Origin of the sequence: Rhizobium sp. SG2393 (genome assembly GCF_042610495.1) — a bacterium.
Taxonomy (GTDB): Bacteria; Pseudomonadota; Alphaproteobacteria; order Rhizobiales; family Rhizobiaceae; genus RU20A.
The window spans coordinates 589882-606391 of record NZ_JBHGAP010000001.1 but is presented as its reverse complement, the minus strand read 5'-3'; the positions used below and the strand labels follow the sequence as shown (position 1 = coordinate 606391).

Genomic DNA, 16510 nt, shown 5'->3' with positions numbered 1-16510 from the left:
GCGCTCAAATGCAGGCTGACCGAACCGAACGTTTCGGCCGGGCCTTTTCTTCCTGCCGCCCCCTTGCTATCTAGGTGGCAGAGGGCGTCGCCATACCGGGGGATTCGAGCCGGAGGCGACACCAGACAACAGCCAAATCAGCGGCTCTTGACGCCGCTTGCAAGAGGACACCGGCCATGAGCGGCATCCACGATTTCATCGACAACGAAGTCAAGACCAACGACATCGTGCTTTTCATGAAGGGCACGCCGCAGTTTCCGCAGTGCGGGTTCTCCGGCCAGGTCGTGCAGATCCTCGACTACCTCGGTGTCGACTACAAGGGCATCAACGTGCTCGCCGACATGGACCTGCGCCAGGGCATCAAGGACTACGCCAACTGGCCGACCATCCCGCAGCTTTACGTGAAGGGCGAGTTTCTCGGCGGTTGCGACATCGTGCGCGAAATGTTCCAGGCCGGCGAACTTCAGCAGCATCTGGAAGAACAGGGCATCGCCGTCAAGGGCGCTGCCTGATCCCTTGACACGATAGGGCCGGTGCAATTACCGCGCCGGCCGATCAACCCTCTGGACTGAGTTTAAAAGCCCGAGCCGTGCTTTTGCGGCTGGTGGGCCTTTTCGTTTTTGTCGCGGGTCCTGCCGTATCAGGCGGCCTGAAAACCGGATTTTGCCATGACGGATCTTTCACCCGAAGCCAAGGCCCGCCTGAAGGGCATGGGCAAGGTCGAATTCATCGCGCTGATGGCGCTGCTGATGGCACTCAACGCGCTTGCCATCGACATCATGCTGCCGGGTCTGCAGGACATCGGCAAATCGCTTGGTGTCGTCGATGAAAATCACAGCCAGTATGTGATTTCCGCCTATCTGATCGGCTTTGCCGTGTCGCAGCTCTTCTACGGCCCCCTTTCGGACCGTTTCGGCCGGCGCATTCCGATGTTTGTTGGCTTCGGCATCTATATCGTTGCCGCCTTCGCAGCCCTCCTGGTGCCGAGTTTCACGGCGCTGCTCGTCCTGCGCTTCGTGCAGGGCATCGGCTCGGCCGCGATGCGGGTCATCACCATTTCCATCGTGCGCGACGTGTTCGGCGGGCGTGCCATGGGCGAGGTCATGTCGCTGATCATGATGGTCTTCATGATCGTGCCGATTCTGGCGCCCGGCACCGGGCAGGTCATCATGCTTTTCGGCAACTGGCATCTGATCTTCGTCTTCATGGGCGTGATTGCCATGGCGATCGTGACGTGGTTCTACCTGCGCCTGCCGGAAACGCTGGCACCGGAGGATGTCCGGCCCTTTACCGTTGCCTCGATCCTCGACGGTTTCCGCATCGTGCTGACGAACCGCATCGCGCTGTTCTACACGCTGTCGAGCACCTTCATCTTCGGCGCGCTGTTTGGCTTCATCAATTCCGCGCAGCAGATCTATGTCGGCATCTACGAACTCGGCGCCTGGTTTCCGGTCGCGTTCGCTGCAGTCGCGGCCTTCATGTCTTCGGCTTCGTTCATCAATGCGCGGCTCGTCGGCCGATACGGCATGCGCATTCTCTCGCACGGCGCGCTGATCGGGTTCCTCACGGTCAATACGCTCTGGCTGGTGCTGGAGATTCTATGGGCGGGCCACCTGCCCTTCCCGCTTTTCCTCGGGCTCTTCGCGCTCGCCATGTTCCAGTTCGGCTGGATCGGCTCGAACTTCAATTCGCTGGCCATGGAGCCGCTCGGCCATGTCGCCGGCACAGCTTCCTCCGTGCTCGGCTTCATGGGCACGGCCGGCGGCACCGTCATCGGCGCGGTGATCGGCCAGGCCTTCAACGGCACGGCGCTACCAATGGTCATAGGCTTCTTCACGGTTTCCGTCATCGGCCTGTTCTTCGTGCTGATCGCCGAGAAGGGCAAGCTCTTCAAGTCTCAGAACAAGCCGGCCTGAAGAGCTGGCTCCTGAGAATGAAAAAAGGCCCGGAGCGCATCTGCACTCCGGGCCTTCATGTTTTTCGCTGTGTGGCTGCTCAGAATGTGAACACTTCGCGGCGCAGCAGATCCCAGCTCGGCTTGTCGACGGCAACCAGCAGGCCGCCATCCACATGGCCGGGGCGATAGACAGACCCGTCGAGGCGGGCGACATGGGCGCCGGCTTCCTCGCAGATGATGGCCCCGACGAGGTGGTCCCAGGGCATCAGCTTCTGGTACATGAGATAGTGGAAATAGCCGCCGGCCATGGTGCGATATTCATGGGCAGCGTTGCGATAGCTGGCGGCAATCCGGACCTTGGCGAGATTGGTCATCAGGCCGACGCGCTCTTCGGGCTTGGCGAAGCTCGTCGAGGCGCAGCCGACCATGTCGCCGAGACCGACGGGCGCGGCGACGGAGAGCTTGGTCTGCGAACCATCGGCCTTGCACAGCCAGGCGCCAGCGCCGCGCTCGGCGATCACCCAGTCATTGCCCATGGGATCGTAGATGATGCCGGCGGTGACTTCGCCATTCACAACCACACTTGCCATGACGCCATAGGCCGGGATGCCGGCGGCGAAATTGAAGGTGCCGTCGATGGGATCGACGACGACGGCAAGGGCGGCCCCTTCAAGCGTCGGCAGCAGGGCCGGATCGGCGGCCACGCTTTCCTCGCCGATGAAGAGTGCGGTCGGCGCGATCTCGGCGACGCGCGCCTTGATCAGCCGCTCGGCAGCCTCGTCGGCTTCGGTCACGAGGTCGATGGCCTCGCTCTTTTCGCGTACGTCGCCGTCGCCGAGATTGCGGAAGCGCGGCAGGATCTCCTTCACCGCCGCCTCCTGGAGGATATTGGCGAGGTCGGCAATGTCGATGGACGCGGTCATGAACGGGTCTCCGGTGTGAGGGCCTTGAAGTCGAAAAGCCTGGGATCGAGCAGATGCGAGGGATTGGCATGGCCGAGCGCGCGCAGCATCGTATCCTTGCGGCCCGGCATGCGGCGCTCGATATCGGCGAGCATGGCCTTCATCGCATTGCGCTCCAGCCCGTCCTGCGAGCCGCAGAGATCGCAGGGGATGATGGGAAACCGCATGGCGCTCGCGAACTTTGCGAGATCATCCTCCGCCGCATAGGCGAGCGGGCGCAGCAGCGTCAGATCGCCCTCGTCATTGAGCAGCTTGGCCGGCATGGCCGCGAGACGCCCGCCGTGGAAGAGGTTCATGAAGAAGGTTTCGAGGATGTCTTCCCGGTGGTGGCCCAGCACCAGCGCATCGCAGCCCTCCTCGCGGGCGACGCGGTAAAGATTGCCGCGGCGCAGGCGCGAACAGAGCGCGCAATAGGTCGCGCCCTCCGGCACCTTTTCCTTCACGATGGAATAGGTGTCGCGATATTCGATGCGGTGCTTGACGCCGATGGACGTCAGGTAGTCCGGCAGCACGTGCTTGGGGAAATTCGGCTGGCCCTGATCGAGGTTGCAGGCGACAAGCTCCACCGGTAGCAGGCCGCGCCATTGCAGGTCGAGAAGGATCGCGAGCAGCGAATAGCTGTCCTTGCCGCCGGACACGCCGACCAGCCAGCGCTTCGTGCCGGTGAGCATGCCGAAATCCTCGATCGCCTGGCGCGTCTGGCGAAGCAGCCGCTTGCGCAGCTTGTTGAAGGAAACGGAGGACGGCATGCCGGCGAAGATGGCGGGACCGCCGGCCGGATCATCGGCCGCGGTGTCGGGGTCTGCATGGGACGGTGAGTGCGTCGCGATATCCATCATGGCATCCGCCGGCATCACGCCGCCGGCCCTGCGTAAGAGGAGACGGTGCAGGACTTGCCCGCCTCGCTGGCAAAGATCAAGTACAAATGTCGAATGTCAGGCGTTTGACGGCGAAGCGGTGATGCTCAGCCCGCAAAGACCGACCAGCCGGTGCGACTGGCGAGCTTTTCCAGCGCCAGCGAACCGAGCAGCGAATTGCCGTTCTGGTTCAGCCCCGGCGACCACACGGCGATCGACGCCTTGCCGGGCGCGACCGCCAGGATGCCGCCGCCGACACCGCTCTTGCCGGGAAGACCGACATGGTAGGCGAAATCCCCCGAACCGTCATAGTGGCCGCAGGTCAGCATCAACGCATTGATGCGCTTGGCGCGCTGGCGCGAGACGACGGAATGACCGGTGAGCGGGCTCGTGCCTCCATTGGCGAGGAACAGGCCGGCACGGGCGAGCTGGATGCAGTTCATGGCAATGGCGCACTGGTGGAAATAGACGCCTAGCACATGCTCGGCCGGATGATCCAGCTTGCCGAAGGAGCGCATGAAATTGGCAAGCGCCACATTGCGAAAGCCGGTCGCGGCCTCGGACTGGGCGACATCCCGGTCGATGACGATCTCGTCGTCATTGGCGAGGTAGCGCAGGAAGCGCAGGATTTCGCCGATCAGTTCCTTCGGCGTGTGGCCGGCGAGGATGAGGTCGGTGATCGCGATGGCGCCGGCATTGATGAAGGGATTGCGCGGCTTGCCCTGCTCGGCCTCTAGCTGGACGATCGAATTGAAGGCCGAGCCCGAGGGCTCGCGGCCGACGCGCCGCCAGATCGATTCGCCGTGCTTGCCGAGCGCCAGCGTCAGGGTGAAGGCCTTGGAGATGCTCTGGATGGAGAAGGGAACGGCTGCGTCCCCGGCACTGTGCACCGTGCCGTCGATGGTAACGACGGCAAGGCCGAACTGTGCGGGATCGACCCGGGCCAGTTGCGGGATGTAATCCGCCACCTTGCCCTCGCCGAGCCGCGGCTTCATCTCCTCATAGATCCCGGCCACGATGGTTGCGAGATCGATCGGCGCTGAATGTGTGTCGTCCATGGCCTGCCCCTATCCGTGCCCAAACGGCGCACTCGCTGTCCCGGCATCCTCCCTGTGCCGGAAATGAAAAAGCCGCCCGTTTCTGGGCGGCTTTTCCGGATTTTGCAAGGATCGAACCGATCAACGCGAATAGAATTCGACGACCAGGTTCGGTTCCATGATGACCGGGTACGGGACGTCCGACAGGGTCGGGACGCGCACATAGGTGGCGACCATCTTGTTGTGATCGACGTCGATGTAGTCGGGAACGTCGCGCTCGGTCAGCTGCACGGCTTCGAGAACCGTGACGAGCTGTTTGGACTTCTGGCGCACTTCGATGACATCGCCGGCCGAGCAACGGTAGGAACCGATGTTGACGCGAACGCCGTTGACCGTGACGTGGCCGTGGTTGACGAACTGACGGGCAGCCCAGACGGTCGGCACGAACTTGGCGCGGTAGACGATGGCGTCGAGGCGCGATTCGAGCAGGCCGATCAGGTTTTCGCCGGTGTCGCCCTTGCGGCGGTTGGCTTCTTCATAGATCGCGCGGAACTGCTTCTCGCGGATGTCGCCGTAGTAGCCCTTCAGCTTCTGCTTGGCGCGCAGCTGCACGCCGAAGTCGGAGAGCTTGGACTTGCGGCGCTGGCCGTGCTGGCCGGGGCCGTATTCGCGGCGGTTGACCGGGGACTTCGGACGGCCCCAGATGTTTTCGCCCATGCGGCGGTCAATTTTGTACTTGGACGATTCGCGCTTGCTCATCGCATTTCCTTTCAAATGGTTTCACCGGTCTGTTGCCAACCCGGATCAAGGAAACACGCCCTCCTCTGAACCCGCCTGAAGGCGGCTCTGACAGGTTTCTCACGGAAAGCACCGAAGAAGCCACGGGACATGTCAATGAAAACACCGGGCGTTACCACCCGGTGCTGGCGGGGTCTTTAGGGGAGCGTCATGGAATTGTCAACAAGGGCGGTGTGATAAGCCTCTGATCACGAAGATGAGCTGTGCAAAGAGCCTTTCGCAGGAACCGCCGATGTTCGGATGCCCCTACTCCGCCGCCGCCCGCAGGTCTTCGCCTGCATTGGCATCGCCCGGTGCCGTTTCCGTGCCGAGATCCGGGAAGGCGACGATGCGGCGGCCGGCGAGGTCGGCATGGACGACGATGAGGCCGCGTTCCTCGAAATAGCCGAGGAGGCGGCGGGCGCGGCGGGCCGAATGGGTGCCGTAGGCGCGTGCGAGCATCAGGTCGGACGGGCATGGCAGCCCGCGCAATGCGGCTTGCGCGACGAGCAGGAAAACGCCCTGCAGATCTTCCGAGACGCCGCGTGAGAGTTCGAGCGCCTTGGCCCAGCCTTCGCCGGCTGCCGTCTCGACATCGACGCCGGAGCGGGCGATCGCCATCTTGCGACGGAAGGCCGAGAGCGTCAGCGCTGCCCCCGGCACACGGCGGATGCGGCAGCGCACGAGGAAATCCTGGAAGAGTTCGGAATCCGGGCGGTAGGCAGACTGCGGATTGTCGAGGATTTCCGTGATCAGGCTGTCGAGGATCGCGTCGCGCTCGGCCTCGTCCATCTCCTGGACGGCCGGCTTCGCCTCGACGGCCGGCATCGGCGGCGGGGCTTTGGAGAGTTCGGCGAGAATGTCGGTCGCCGGACGCGGCGCGGCGGTGACGCGGCGCGGCAGCGGGCGCAGCAGCTCTTCCGGATCCGGCGTGAAGATGATGTCCTCGAGGTCGCGGCCGGCCTCCGGCAGCGGCATCAGCTTGGGGCTGGTGGAGCGGGCCGAGGTTTCGACCGTGCCGATCGTGACCGGCAGCGGGCGGCGCGACAGCGCGGGCCCAAGCGCCACGAAGGAGCCGCGCTTCAAGTCGCGGAACATTTCGGCCGTGCGGCGATCCATGCCGAGCAGGTCGGCGGCGCGCATCATGTCGATGTCGAGGAAGGTGCGGCCCATCAGGAAGTTGGAGGCTTCGGCCGCGACGTTCTTGGCGAGCTTGGCGAGGCGCTGCGTGGCGATGACGCCGGCAAGGCCGCGTTTGCGGCCGCGGCACATGAGGTTGGTCATGGCGCCGAGCGAGAGCTTGCGGGCCTCTTCCGAGACATCGCCGCCGACCGAGGGCGCGAAAAGCTGGGCTTCGTCCACCACCACAAGCACCGGATACCAGAATTCGCGGTCGGCATCGAAGAGGGCATTGAGGAAGATGCCGGCATTGCGCATCTGGTCGTCGATATCGAGGCCTTCGAGCGACAGCACGCAGGAGGCACGGTGCTGGCGGATGCGGGTGGCGATGCCGATCAGCTCGGCCTCGCTGCGCTCGCCTTCCACCACCACATGGCCGAACTTGTCGGACAGCGTGACGAAATCGCCCTCGGGATCGATGACGACCTGCTGCACCCAGGGGGCGGATTGCTCGAGCAGGCGGCGCAGCAGATGCGACTTTCCCGAGCCCGAATTGCCCTGCACCAGAAGGCGCGTGGCAAGCAGCTCCTCGATATCGAGCTTGGCCTCCGACCCGTCGGACGTCCGGCCCATGTCGATGCCGACCTTCATGGCTGTCCTCGTCATTTCCGAAAGATGATTCGCCCGGTCCGCTTCCGGGCGACGGAGAGCCCTAGCACGATCCAGCCGCGATATCCGAGCGCGTTTCAGCCACAACCCACAGGCTTCTCGCCCTCAGGCTTCGGAAATGGTCTTGAGACCGAAACCCTGCATCAGACGGCGGGTGGAGAAATCGGGACGGCCGGAGGTGAAGACGGCAATGTCTTCGCCGGAGGGTTCGGCGGCCTCGGGAAGCGCCGGTGTGAGCCGTCGCGCCTGCCGCGCGATCGCTTCCGCCGGATCCAGCCAGTCCACCGGCCAGGGTGCGAGGCGGCGGAAGACATTGGCCATGAAGGGATAATGAGTGCAGGCGAGCACGACGATATCGGTCTTGCGGCCATCCTTCTCGACGAAACAGGGCGCGATCTCCGCCATGACCGCGTCGTCGGAAACGGTCTCGCCGCGGATATAGGCCTCCGAGAGCCGTGCGAGCTGCGGCGAACCGACAAGATTCACCTCGCATTGCGTGGCGAAGGACTGGATGAGATCACGCGTATAGGCGCGTTTCACCGTGCCGGGTGTGGCGAGAACCGAGACAAGGCCGGAGCGGGTGTGCTCGGCAGCCGGCTTGATGGCGGGAACGGTGCCGACGAAGGGCATGTGCGGAAAGGCGGCGCGCAGATCAGCGCCGACAAGCGTGAAGGCCGTGTTGCAGGCGATCACCACGATTTCGGGCTCAAAGCGCTCCAAAAGCGAGCCGAACAGGTCGAGAATATGGGCTGACAGCGCGGGTTCGCTCCAGGGGCCATAGGGAAACGCCGCATCGTCGGCGACGTAGATGAAGCGGCGTTCTGGGATCAGCACACGCGCCTCGCGCAGCACCGTCAGGCCGCCAATGCCGCTGTCGAAGACGAGAATGGGCCGCGCGCCCTCGCCTGCCGGCTCACGCATCGCCGTCGCCCCCGGTGTCTTCGGAGGCGGGGCGACGACGTCTGGCCGTTTCCTCCGGTGCGCCGGAGCCGCGGGGCGCATCGCGCCGGAAACGGTCGAGGCAGGCGATGACGCCGCGCAGCACGCGGATTTCGCTGGCGGTGAAGCCCGGCCGCGTCAGCACGCCGCGCAGGCCCTCGATAAGCTTCGGCTTCTTGTCGGCCGGGCGGAAATAGCCGCGCGCGTCGAGCGCCTCTTCCACATGGTCGAAAAGGCCCTGCAGATCCTCCTTGGTGGCGGGCGCCATGGGCAGGGCCTGGAAGGCGGTGTCGTCCAACGAGTCGAGACCCGTCTTCATCCATTCATAGGACATCAGCAGCACGGCCTGGGCGAGGTTCAGCGAGGCGAAGGCCGGATTGACCGGGAAGGTGACGATCTCGTCGGCGAGCGCGATTTCCTGGTTGGTGAGGCCCGTGCGTTCGCGGCCGAAGAGAATGCCGACCTTCTGGCCGGCGCGGTGGCGCTGGCGCAGCGTGTTGCTGGCGAAGACGGGGCTGCGCACCGGCTTGTAGCCGTCGCGGTCGCGCGCCGTCGTGGCGTAGACGAAGGAAAGGTCGGCGATCGCGGCTTCCGTGGTCTCGTAGACCTTGGCGGCGTCGATCACGTGGTCGGCACGGCTGGCGGCCGAGACGGCCTTTTCGTTCGGCCAGCCATCGCGCGGGTTTACGAGGCGCAATTCGGCAAGCCCGAAATTCGCCATGGCACGGGCCACCATGCCGATGTTCTCGCCAAGCTGGGGATGGACGAGAATGATCGCCGGTCCGTCCGCTATCAGTTCGCGCTCGCTGTTGGTGCCTGCCATGTCCGTCGTGCTGTCCCTGTCACGGCCTCCTGAAGGCCTTGCAAGAGGCGGCGCGTTTGCCGCCCGTTATCCCTTAGGGTCAAAACCCAATCAGAATAGATGTTTTGATCGGGTTTTGACCCCTAGCGCTCCACTGGCATAAAGAGGGCCGGTTGGAAAGGTGAAGCATGCGCAGCGGCAGAATTCGGGCCCTTCCCGCCGCGCCCTCACCTATTCAGCATCTTGCGGCAGAATGCCCTGCGGGGTTCCGCCAGCGCCGACGCGGACGATCTCCTTCATCTCGTCCTTCAGCGACTGCGGCCCATCCAGCGTGCGAATGATATCGTCGATGACAGGCTTGCCGGCCTCTTCAATCACCTGGAAATGCACCTCGTTCGGCTTCCAGCCCGGTTCGCGCTCGCCGAAGCAATGCGTGTTGTCGAAGGTGACGGTGACATCGGTTCGGCCACCCGTTGTCGGGCCGGGGGTGATGGCAACATCCTTCAGGTCGCATCCGTCCTGCCCCATGATGATGACATCATATTCGAAGGGTGTCGTGCCCTCGTCGAAGGCAGGGTATTTCTGCGCGGCGCGGTAGTTGGTGGTGAAATCGCGGCTGTAGAGGCGGGCGAGGAAATCGTCGCTGAAATAATCGACATCCTCGGGCTTCTGCCCGTCGTCGGCGCTCTTCCAGTTGGCCTCGACGGCGGCCATCACCTCTCTGACGGGGGCGGCGGGATCGGCGGCGCTGGCGGTGACGGGCAGGAGGAAGACAAGTGCCGGAATGATCATCCGCATGAGTCGGGTTCCTTGGACTGGGTTTGTCGGCTGGCGGCCTGTCGCGCCCGGATGGCGGACAGACTCGAAGAAAGCGGCGCGACCATAGCCAGAAGCGACAAAAAACGGCAGGGGTGCGGCATGGGGATGTGAAACGGCAAACCGACCGATTTCGGGCTTGCGTCTGCGCCCTGCCCCGCCTGCTCGCGATATCTTCTTCGAAAGTCTGGCGAAACGGGTGGCAAAGCGGCTTTGCCCGCGCGGCGTGCGATGCTATAGGCGCAAACATTCAAGCTTCCAGATCGGGCCTCCCTGCCCGAACCAACCCCGAAGAGGCACCCATGGCAAAGATCAAGGTCGCGAATCCGGTCGTCGAGCTCGACGGCGACGAGATGACCCGCATCATCTGGCAGTTCATCAAGGACAAGCTGATCCATCCCTATCTCGACGTTGATCTCGAATATTACGACCTCTCGGTCGAGCATCGCGACGCCACCAACGACCAGGTGACGATCGATGCGGCCAATGCGATCAAGAAGCATGGCGTCGGCGTCAAGTGCGCCACGATCACGCCGGACGAAGCCCGCGTCGAGGAATTCAAGCTGAAGAAGATGTGGAAGAGCCCGAACGGCACGATCCGCAACATTCTCGGCGGCGTCATCTTCCGCGAGCCGATCATCTGCAAGAACGTGCCGCGCCTCGTTCCCGGCTGGACCAAGCCGATCATCGTCGGCCGCCACGCCTTCGGCGACCAGTACCGCGCCACCGACTTCAAGTTCCCGGGCAAGGGCAAGCTCACGATCAAGTTCGTCGGTGACGACGGCCAGACGATCGAGCACGACGTCTATGACGCGCCGGGCGCAGGTGTCGCCATGGCCATGTACAACCTCGACGAATCGATCCGCGAATTTGCCCGCGCCTCGCTGAACTACGGCCTGCAGCGCAACGTTCCGGTCTATCTGTCGACCAAGAACACGATCCTGAAGGCCTATGACGGCCGCTTCAAGGACATCTTCCAGGAAGTCTTCGACGCCGAATTCGCCGACAAGTTCAAGGCGGCCAAGCTGTGGTACGAACACCGCCTGATCGACGACATGGTCGCCTCGGCCCTCAAGTGGTCCGGCGGCTATGTCTGGGCCTGCAAGAACTATGACGGCGACGTGCAGTCCGACATCGTGGCCCAGGGCTTCGGCTCGCTCGGCCTGATGACCTCTGTCCTGATGACGCCGGACGGCCAGACGGTGGAAGCGGAAGCCGCCCACGGCACGGTGACGCGCCACTACCGCCAGCACCAGAAGGGCGAGGAAACCTCGACCAACTCGATCGCCTCGATCTTTGCCTGGACGCGTGGCCTCGCCCACCGCGCCAAGCTCGACAACAATGCCGAGCTCGCCAAGTTTGCCGACACGCTGGAGCGCGTCTGCATCGAGACCGTCGAATCAGGCTTCATGACCAAGGACCTCGCGCTGCTCATCGGTCCGGATCAGCCCTGGCTCTCGACCACCGGCTTCCTCGACAAGATCGACGAGAACCTGCAGAAGGCCATGGCTGCCTAATCCTGAGGTTCCATCAGAACCGCTACAAACGTTTGCAAAACCCGGCCACGCGCCGGGTTTTGTCATTTCAGCCCTGCCCCGTCTGCGGGCCGAATCGGGCGATTGTCAGAAACGTTCTCGCGGCGCCATAGCAAAGCCTCGCATGGCTGCCGTTCATCCCCGTTTTTACCCACGATTTTTCGCAGCGTGCCGAAACGAGGCAAGGCGGCTTCTGAAGGCGGCGGGCGAAGTGTCTGATTTTGCTGTCTTCGCTGGCTGTCCCCGTTTTCCACAGGCGGCACCCACTACATCTAGCGTTCACAATTCCGACAAGAACCAGCCCTTGACGATCCATGTTCACCTGTCGTTAATGACGATGCGTTGCGGCGGCGGCGAGACCAGAATGTCACGAGGCTGGTCTTCCATCCGAAAATCGTCGATTGCAGAGCCCGGTCGGTCCTTTCAGAAGCCGATTTCGGGAAAGCTGTGGGCGAGCGATTTTTTGTCTGGCGCAATCGTCATCTGGCTGGTTGAAAGGGCGCATTAACGCTATATTTAGCGCTTAAGACCATCCTAACCACTATATACAGATCTCGCCCTGACGGCGGGTTCGACGTTGGCAAGTTTCAGCGGCCAGGAGACTTCTCCGGCCGGACGGGCATTCTTTGTCTGTACCCAAGAACAGACAAGACGAGAGAGGACAGGGCACATGAAAATCGAGCGGCGCTTTACCAAGCCGGGACAGTCGGCCTATGCGGAGATCGAATTCCGCAAGGCCACCAGCGAGATCCGCAATCCGGACGGCTCCGTCGTCTTCCGCGCCGCCGACATCGACGTTCCCGCGCAGTTCAGCCAGGTCGCGACCGACGTTCTCGCCCAGAAGTATTTCCGCAAGGCCGGCGTGCCGAAGGCGCTGAAGCGCGTCGAGGAAAACGACGTGCCGTCCTTCCTGTGGCGCTCTGTGGCCGACGAAGCCGCCCTTGCCGACATGCCTGAAAACGAGCGTACTGGCTCCGAGAGCGACGCGCGCCAGGTCTTCGACCGTCTTGCCGGCACCTGGACCTACTGGGGCTGGAAGGGCGGCTATTTCGCCTCGGAAGAGGATGCGTCCGCTTTCCGCGACGAGCTCGCCTATATGCTCGCGACCCAGCGCGTGGCGCCGAACTCGCCGCAGTGGTTCAACACCGGCCTGCACTGGGCCTATGGCATTGACGGTCCCGGCCAGGGCCATTTCTACGTCGATCCCTTCACGGGCAAGCTGACCCAGTCTCAGTCTGCCTATGAGCATCCGCAGCCGCATGCCTGCTTCATCCAGTCGGTTCAGGACGACCTCGTCAACGAGGGCGGCATCATGGACCTGTGGGTGCGTGAAGCCCGCCTCTTCAAGTACGGTTCCGGCACGGGCTCGAACTTCTCCTATCTGCGTGGCGAAGGCGAAAAGCTTTCGGGCGGCGGCCGCTCCTCCGGCCTTATGTCCTTCCTGAAGATCGGCGACCGCGCGGCCGGCGCCATCAAGTCGGGCGGCACGACGCGCCGCGCGGCCAAGATGGTCGTGGTCGATATCGACCACCCCGATATCGAGGACTACATCAACTGGAAGGTGAAGGAAGAGCAGAAGGTTGCCGCCCTCGTCACCGGTTCCAAGATCGTAGCCCGGCACCTTAAGGCGATCATGAAGGCCTGCGTCAACTGCACGGCCGACAACGACGCCTGCTTCGATCCCAATGAGAACCCGGCCCTGAAGCGCGAAATCCGCGCCGCCAAGAAGGACCAGGTTCCGGAAAACTACATCAAGCGCGTCATTCAGTTCGCCAAGCAGGGCTACCGCGACATCGAATTCAAGACCTATGACACGGACTGGGATTCGGAAGCCTACCTGACCGTGTCTGGCCAGAACTCCAACAACTCGGTTTCGATCAAGGACGACTTCCTGCGCGCCGTCGAAGCCGATGGCGACTGGAACCTGACCGCCCGCAAGGACGGCAAGGTGATGAAGACGCTGAAGGCCCGTGACCTCTGGGAATCGATTGCGCATGCCGCCTGGGCATCCGCCGATCCAGGCCTGCACTTCAACACGACGATGAACGACTGGCACACCTGCCCGGCGGCCGGCCCGATCCGCGCCTCCAATCCGTGCTCGGAATACATGTTCCTCGACGACACCGCCTGCAACCTTGCCTCGCTGAACCTTCTGCAGTTCAAGGACGCAGCGACGAAGCGCATCAATATCGGCGATTACGAACATGCCGTTCGTCTTTGGACGATCGTGCTCGAAATCTCCGTGATGATGGCGCAGTTCCCGTCCCGCGAGATTGCCGAACTCTCCTACGAGTATCGCACGCTCGGCCTCGGCTACGCCAATATCGGCGGCCTGCTGATGTCGTCCGGCATTCCCTACGACTCGGCCGAAGGCCGCGCCATTGCAGGCAGCCTGACCGCCATCATGACGGGTGTCGCCTATGCGACCTCGGCGGAAATCGCCGGCGAACTCGGCCCCTTCCCGCAGTTTGCGCCGAACCGCGACAATATGCTGCGCGTCATCCGCAACCATCGCCTTGCCGCCCATGGCCAGACGACCGGCTATGAGGGCCTGTCCGTCAATCCGGTGGCGCTGATCCATGGCGATTGCCCGGACCAGGATCTCGTGGCGCATGCCACGGCCGCCTGGGACAAGGCGCTGGAGCTTGGCGAACGGAACGGCTACCGCAACGCCCAGACGACGGTGATCGCGCCGACCGGCACGATCGGCCTCGTCATGGATTGCGACACGACCGGCATCGAGCCCGATTTCGCACTCGTAAAGTTCAAGAAGCTGGCCGGCGGCGGCTACTTCAAGATCATCAACGCGGCTGTTCCGGAAGCGCTGCGCACGCTCGGCTACACGGAAAGCCAGATCGCCGAGATCGACGCCTATGCCGTCGGCCATGGCAATCTCAACCAGGCGCCGGCCATCAACCCGACGACGCTGAAGGCCAAGGGCTTCACGGACGAGAAGATCGCAGCCGTCAACGGCGCCCTGAAGGCTGCCTTCGACATCAAGTTCGTCTTCAACCAGTGGACGCTCGGCGGCGACTTCCTCAAGGAGACGCTGAAGGTTTCCGACGAGCAGCTTTCCGACATGTCCTTCAACCTCCTGGAGCATATCGGCTTCTCGAAGAAGGACATCGAGGCCGCCAACATCCATGTCTGCGGTGCCATGACGCTCGAAGGCGCGCCGTTCCTGAAGAAGGAACACCTGCCGGTCTTCGATTGCGCCAATCCCTGCGGCAAGATCGGCAAGCGCTATCTCTCGGTCGAGAGCCACATCCGCATGATGGCGGCTGCCCAGCCCTTCATCTCGGGTGCGATCTCCAAGACGATCAACATGCCGAACGAGGCGACCGTCGAGGACTGCAAGAACGCCTACATGCTTTCCTGGAAGCTGGCGCTGAAGGCCAACGCGCTCTACCGCGACGGCTCGAAGCTCTCCCAGCCGCTCAACGCCTCGCTGGTCGAGGACGAGGAGGACGAGGATGCCGTCGAGACGCTGATGCAGATGCCGGCGGCCGCCCAGGCCGTTACCGTTACGGAAAAGATCATCGAGCGCGTCGTCGAGCGTGTCATCCGCAGCCAGGAAAAGCTGCCGTCCCGCCGCAAGGGTTATACCCAGAAGGCAAAGATCGGCGGCCACACCATCTTCCTGCGCACCGGCGAATATGATGACGGGCGCCTCGGCGAAATCTTCCTCGACATGAACAAGGAAGGCTCGGCGCTGCGCGCCTTCATCAACAACTTCGCCATCTCCGTGTCGCTCGGCCTGCAATATGGCGTACCGCTCGAAGAATATGTCGATGCGTTCACCTTCACCAAGTTCGAACCTGCCGGCATGGTGACGGGCAACGACGCGATCAAGAACGCGACCTCGATCCTCGACTATGTGTTCCGCGAGCTGGCGATTTCCTATCTCGGCCGTCATGATCTGGCGCATGTCGATACCTCGGACTTCTCCGCGACGGCGCTCGGCCGTGGCGTGTCCGAAGGCAAGGCGGATGTCGTTTCCAAGGGGCTGACGCGCGGCTACAAGCCAACCCTCGTCTCCAGCGCGCCGGCAGCCGCTGCCGAACCGCGGGGTGCCGCCAGCGCCAGCCCGGCAAAGGCCAGCGGCGGTGCGACCGTCACGGCCATCTCGGGCAATACGGTTCGCAAGCTCGAGACGGTCATTGCCAGCTCCGAGGTGGTGGCGTTCAAGCGCGATTATGAAGAGCGCGCGAAGGAGCTCGCCGAAGAGATTGCCGCAGAAGACGCCGACACGGCAACGCTGACCACCCTCTTCACCGAACAGGCCGCCGAGGATGCGGCAAGCGCAAAGGCAGAGGCCAAGAAGGTGGAAAACGAGCGCCGCATGCGCTCCATCGCTCAGGGCTACACCGGCAACATGTGCTCTGAGTGCCAGAACTTCACGATGGTGCGCAACGGCACCTGCGAGAAGTGCGACACCTGCGGCGCGACGAGCGGCTGCAGCTAAAAAGGGCGGTACAGAGGGATCAAAAACGCCCGCCGGCGCAATCGTGTCGGCGGGCGTTTATTTTAAGACCGATATCCATTTGTCGGCCGTCATCCTGTTCAGTCGTCCGCGTCCCGATCCCGTTCGTAGCTCTTCACTTCCGAGAATTTCGGCAAAAAGCTCTCGCGCCGGATCGTCCAGAGTTCGTAGGTTGGGGTAAAGAGACCAGGGTTGTCGAAAGCGCCGAGATGGACCTCGATCTCGGCGTCGGTCAGGGCGAAGACAGACGAGCCGCAGTCGGGGCAGAAGTTTCGGCCCCGAAAGACTTTTGGCTCGCCATCAATTTCCGCAGCAGAGCGCGGGAATATGGCGGCGGCGAAGAACAGAGCGCCGTGGTGCTTGCGGCAGTCCAGGCAATGACAGATGCCGACGCGGCGCGGCTTTCCACTCACCGAAAACCGAATGCGTCCGCAGAGGCAGCCGCCGGAGTTTTGATCTGCGCTCATTCTGTTCGACCCTGACAGTCATGGAGCGGCGGTATTCGGCACGGTCTTCCGGCCTGCCGCGTATCCATTTCGTTTCGATTCATGCGGACAACTGCTGGACAGAGAGACACAACCGCTCTCTTGCGTTTCACGAAGGGCACGCTATCCATC

General features: G+C 63.1%; 13 protein-coding genes. 4 read left to right on the top strand and 9 right to left on the bottom strand.

The window, feature by feature from the left end:
- The first annotated feature begins 176 nt into the window (after positions 1-176).
- Positions 177-512 carry a Grx4 family monothiol glutaredoxin gene (grxD, locus tag ACED18_RS02900; RefSeq protein WP_149737074.1) on the top strand — a complete coding sequence of 112 codons (336 nt, stop codon included), beginning with the start codon at positions 177-179 and terminating at the stop codon, positions 510-512.
- A 198-nt stretch (positions 513-710) separates the two neighbouring features.
- Positions 711-1916, top strand: coding sequence for a multidrug effflux MFS transporter (locus ACED18_RS02895; protein WP_377290997.1), 1206 nt, complete (start codon positions 711-713; stop codon positions 1914-1916).
- Between the two features lie 79 nt (positions 1917-1995).
- On the opposite strand, the gene ACED18_RS02890 is transcribed toward ACED18_RS02895, so the two are convergent.
- The 8 genes from ACED18_RS02890 to ACED18_RS02855 all read right to left on the bottom strand — a co-directional run bounded on the left by ACED18_RS02890 (position 1996) and on the right by ACED18_RS02855 (position 9857).
- Positions 1996-2820 carry an inositol monophosphatase family protein gene (locus ACED18_RS02890; RefSeq protein ID WP_377288812.1) on the bottom strand — a complete coding sequence of 275 codons (825 nt, stop codon included), beginning with the start codon at positions 2818-2820 and terminating at the stop codon, positions 1996-1998.
- A complete protein-coding gene (gene ttcA / locus ACED18_RS02885; protein ID WP_377288810.1) occupies positions 2817-3695 on the bottom strand; it encodes a tRNA 2-thiocytidine(32) synthetase TtcA in 879 nt (292 codons plus the stop codon). Before ttcA ends, ACED18_RS02890 begins: the two co-directional genes overlap by 4 nt.
- A gap of 128 nt (positions 3696-3823) precedes the next feature.
- A complete protein-coding gene (locus tag ACED18_RS02880; RefSeq protein WP_377288808.1) occupies positions 3824-4774 on the bottom strand; it encodes a glutaminase in 951 nt (316 codons plus the stop codon).
- A gap of 120 nt (positions 4775-4894) precedes the next feature.
- Positions 4895-5512 (bottom strand): 30S ribosomal protein S4, encoded by a 618-nt coding sequence (gene rpsD / locus ACED18_RS02875; protein WP_377288806.1) that lies wholly within the window; start codon positions 5510-5512, stop codon positions 4895-4897.
- A 285-nt stretch (positions 5513-5797) separates the two neighbouring features.
- The gene (locus ACED18_RS02870; protein WP_377288804.1) at positions 5798-7300 is read right to left on the bottom strand and encodes a helicase HerA domain-containing protein; all 1503 of its coding nucleotides are present in this window, start codon (positions 7298-7300) and stop codon (positions 5798-5800) included.
- Between the two features lie 123 nt (positions 7301-7423).
- On the bottom strand, positions 7424-8239 hold the full coding sequence (murI, locus tag ACED18_RS02865; protein ID WP_377288802.1) for a glutamate racemase: 816 nt from the start codon (positions 8237-8239) through the stop codon (positions 7424-7426).
- The gene (locus ACED18_RS02860; RefSeq protein ID WP_377288800.1) at positions 8232-9080 is read right to left on the bottom strand and encodes an RNA methyltransferase; all 849 of its coding nucleotides are present in this window, start codon (positions 9078-9080) and stop codon (positions 8232-8234) included. The genes murI and ACED18_RS02860 overlap by 8 nt, the downstream gene beginning before the upstream one ends.
- Before the next feature lie 210 nt (positions 9081-9290).
- Complete coding sequence (locus tag ACED18_RS02855) at positions 9291-9857, bottom strand: hypothetical protein (RefSeq protein ID WP_377288798.1); 567 nt, start codon at positions 9855-9857, stop codon at positions 9291-9293.
- Positions 9858-10177: 320 nt separating this feature from the next.
- Here ACED18_RS02855 and ACED18_RS02850 point away from each other — a divergent pair, with 320 nt between their 5' ends.
- Entirely contained in the window at positions 10178-11392 is a 1215-nt protein-coding gene (locus ACED18_RS02850; RefSeq protein ID WP_377288796.1) for an NADP-dependent isocitrate dehydrogenase, read from the top strand.
- 688 nt (positions 11393-12080) lie between these two features.
- Entirely contained in the window at positions 12081-15875 is a 3795-nt protein-coding gene (locus tag ACED18_RS02845; RefSeq protein ID WP_377288794.1) for a vitamin B12-dependent ribonucleotide reductase, read from the top strand.
- 98 nt (positions 15876-15973) lie between these two features.
- Here ACED18_RS02845 and ACED18_RS02840 read toward each other — a convergent pair whose 3' ends face one another.
- Positions 15974-16360, bottom strand: a complete 387-nt coding sequence (locus ACED18_RS02840) for a GFA family protein (protein ID WP_377288792.1) — start codon at positions 16358-16360, stop codon at positions 15974-15976.
- Between the last annotated feature and the right edge of the window lie 150 nt (positions 16361-16510).

Bases quoted from the DNA above. Each gene is read 5' to 3' on its own strand.
- grxD (WP_149737074.1), top strand. From the start codon at position 177: ATGAGCGGCATCCACGATTTCATCGACAACGAAGTCAAGACCAACGAC.
- ACED18_RS02895 (WP_377290997.1), top strand. From the start codon at position 711: ATGGGCAAGGTCGAATTCATCGCGCTGATGGCGCTGCTGATGGCACTC.
- ACED18_RS02890 (WP_377288812.1), bottom strand. From the start codon at position 2,820: ATGACCGCGTCCATCGACATTGCCGACCTCGCCAATATCCTCCAGGAG.
- ttcA (WP_377288810.1), bottom strand. From the start codon at position 3,695: ATGGATATCGCGACGCACTCACCGTCCCATGCAGACCCCGACACCGCG.
- ACED18_RS02880 (WP_377288808.1), bottom strand. From the start codon at position 4,774: ATGGACGACACACATTCAGCGCCGATCGATCTCGCAACCATCGTGGCC.
- rpsD (WP_377288806.1), bottom strand. From the start codon at position 5,512: ATGAGCAAGCGCGAATCGTCCAAGTACAAAATTGACCGCCGCATGGGC.
- ACED18_RS02870 (WP_377288804.1), bottom strand. From the start codon at position 7,300: ATGAAGGTCGGCATCGACATGGGCCGGACGTCCGACGGGTCGGAGGCC.
- murI (WP_377288802.1), bottom strand. From the start codon at position 8,239: ATGCGTGAGCCGGCAGGCGAGGGCGCGCGGCCCATTCTCGTCTTCGAC.
- ACED18_RS02860 (WP_377288800.1), bottom strand. From the start codon at position 9,080: ATGGCAGGCACCAACAGCGAGCGCGAACTGATAGCGGACGGACCGGCG.
- ACED18_RS02855 (WP_377288798.1), bottom strand. From the start codon at position 9,857: ATGCGGATGATCATTCCGGCACTTGTCTTCCTCCTGCCCGTCACCGCC.
- ACED18_RS02850 (WP_377288796.1), top strand. From the start codon at position 10,178: ATGGCAAAGATCAAGGTCGCGAATCCGGTCGTCGAGCTCGACGGCGAC.
- ACED18_RS02845 (WP_377288794.1), top strand. From the start codon at position 12,081: ATGAAAATCGAGCGGCGCTTTACCAAGCCGGGACAGTCGGCCTATGCG.
- ACED18_RS02840 (WP_377288792.1), bottom strand. From the start codon at position 16,360: ATGAGCGCAGATCAAAACTCCGGCGGCTGCCTCTGCGGACGCATTCGG.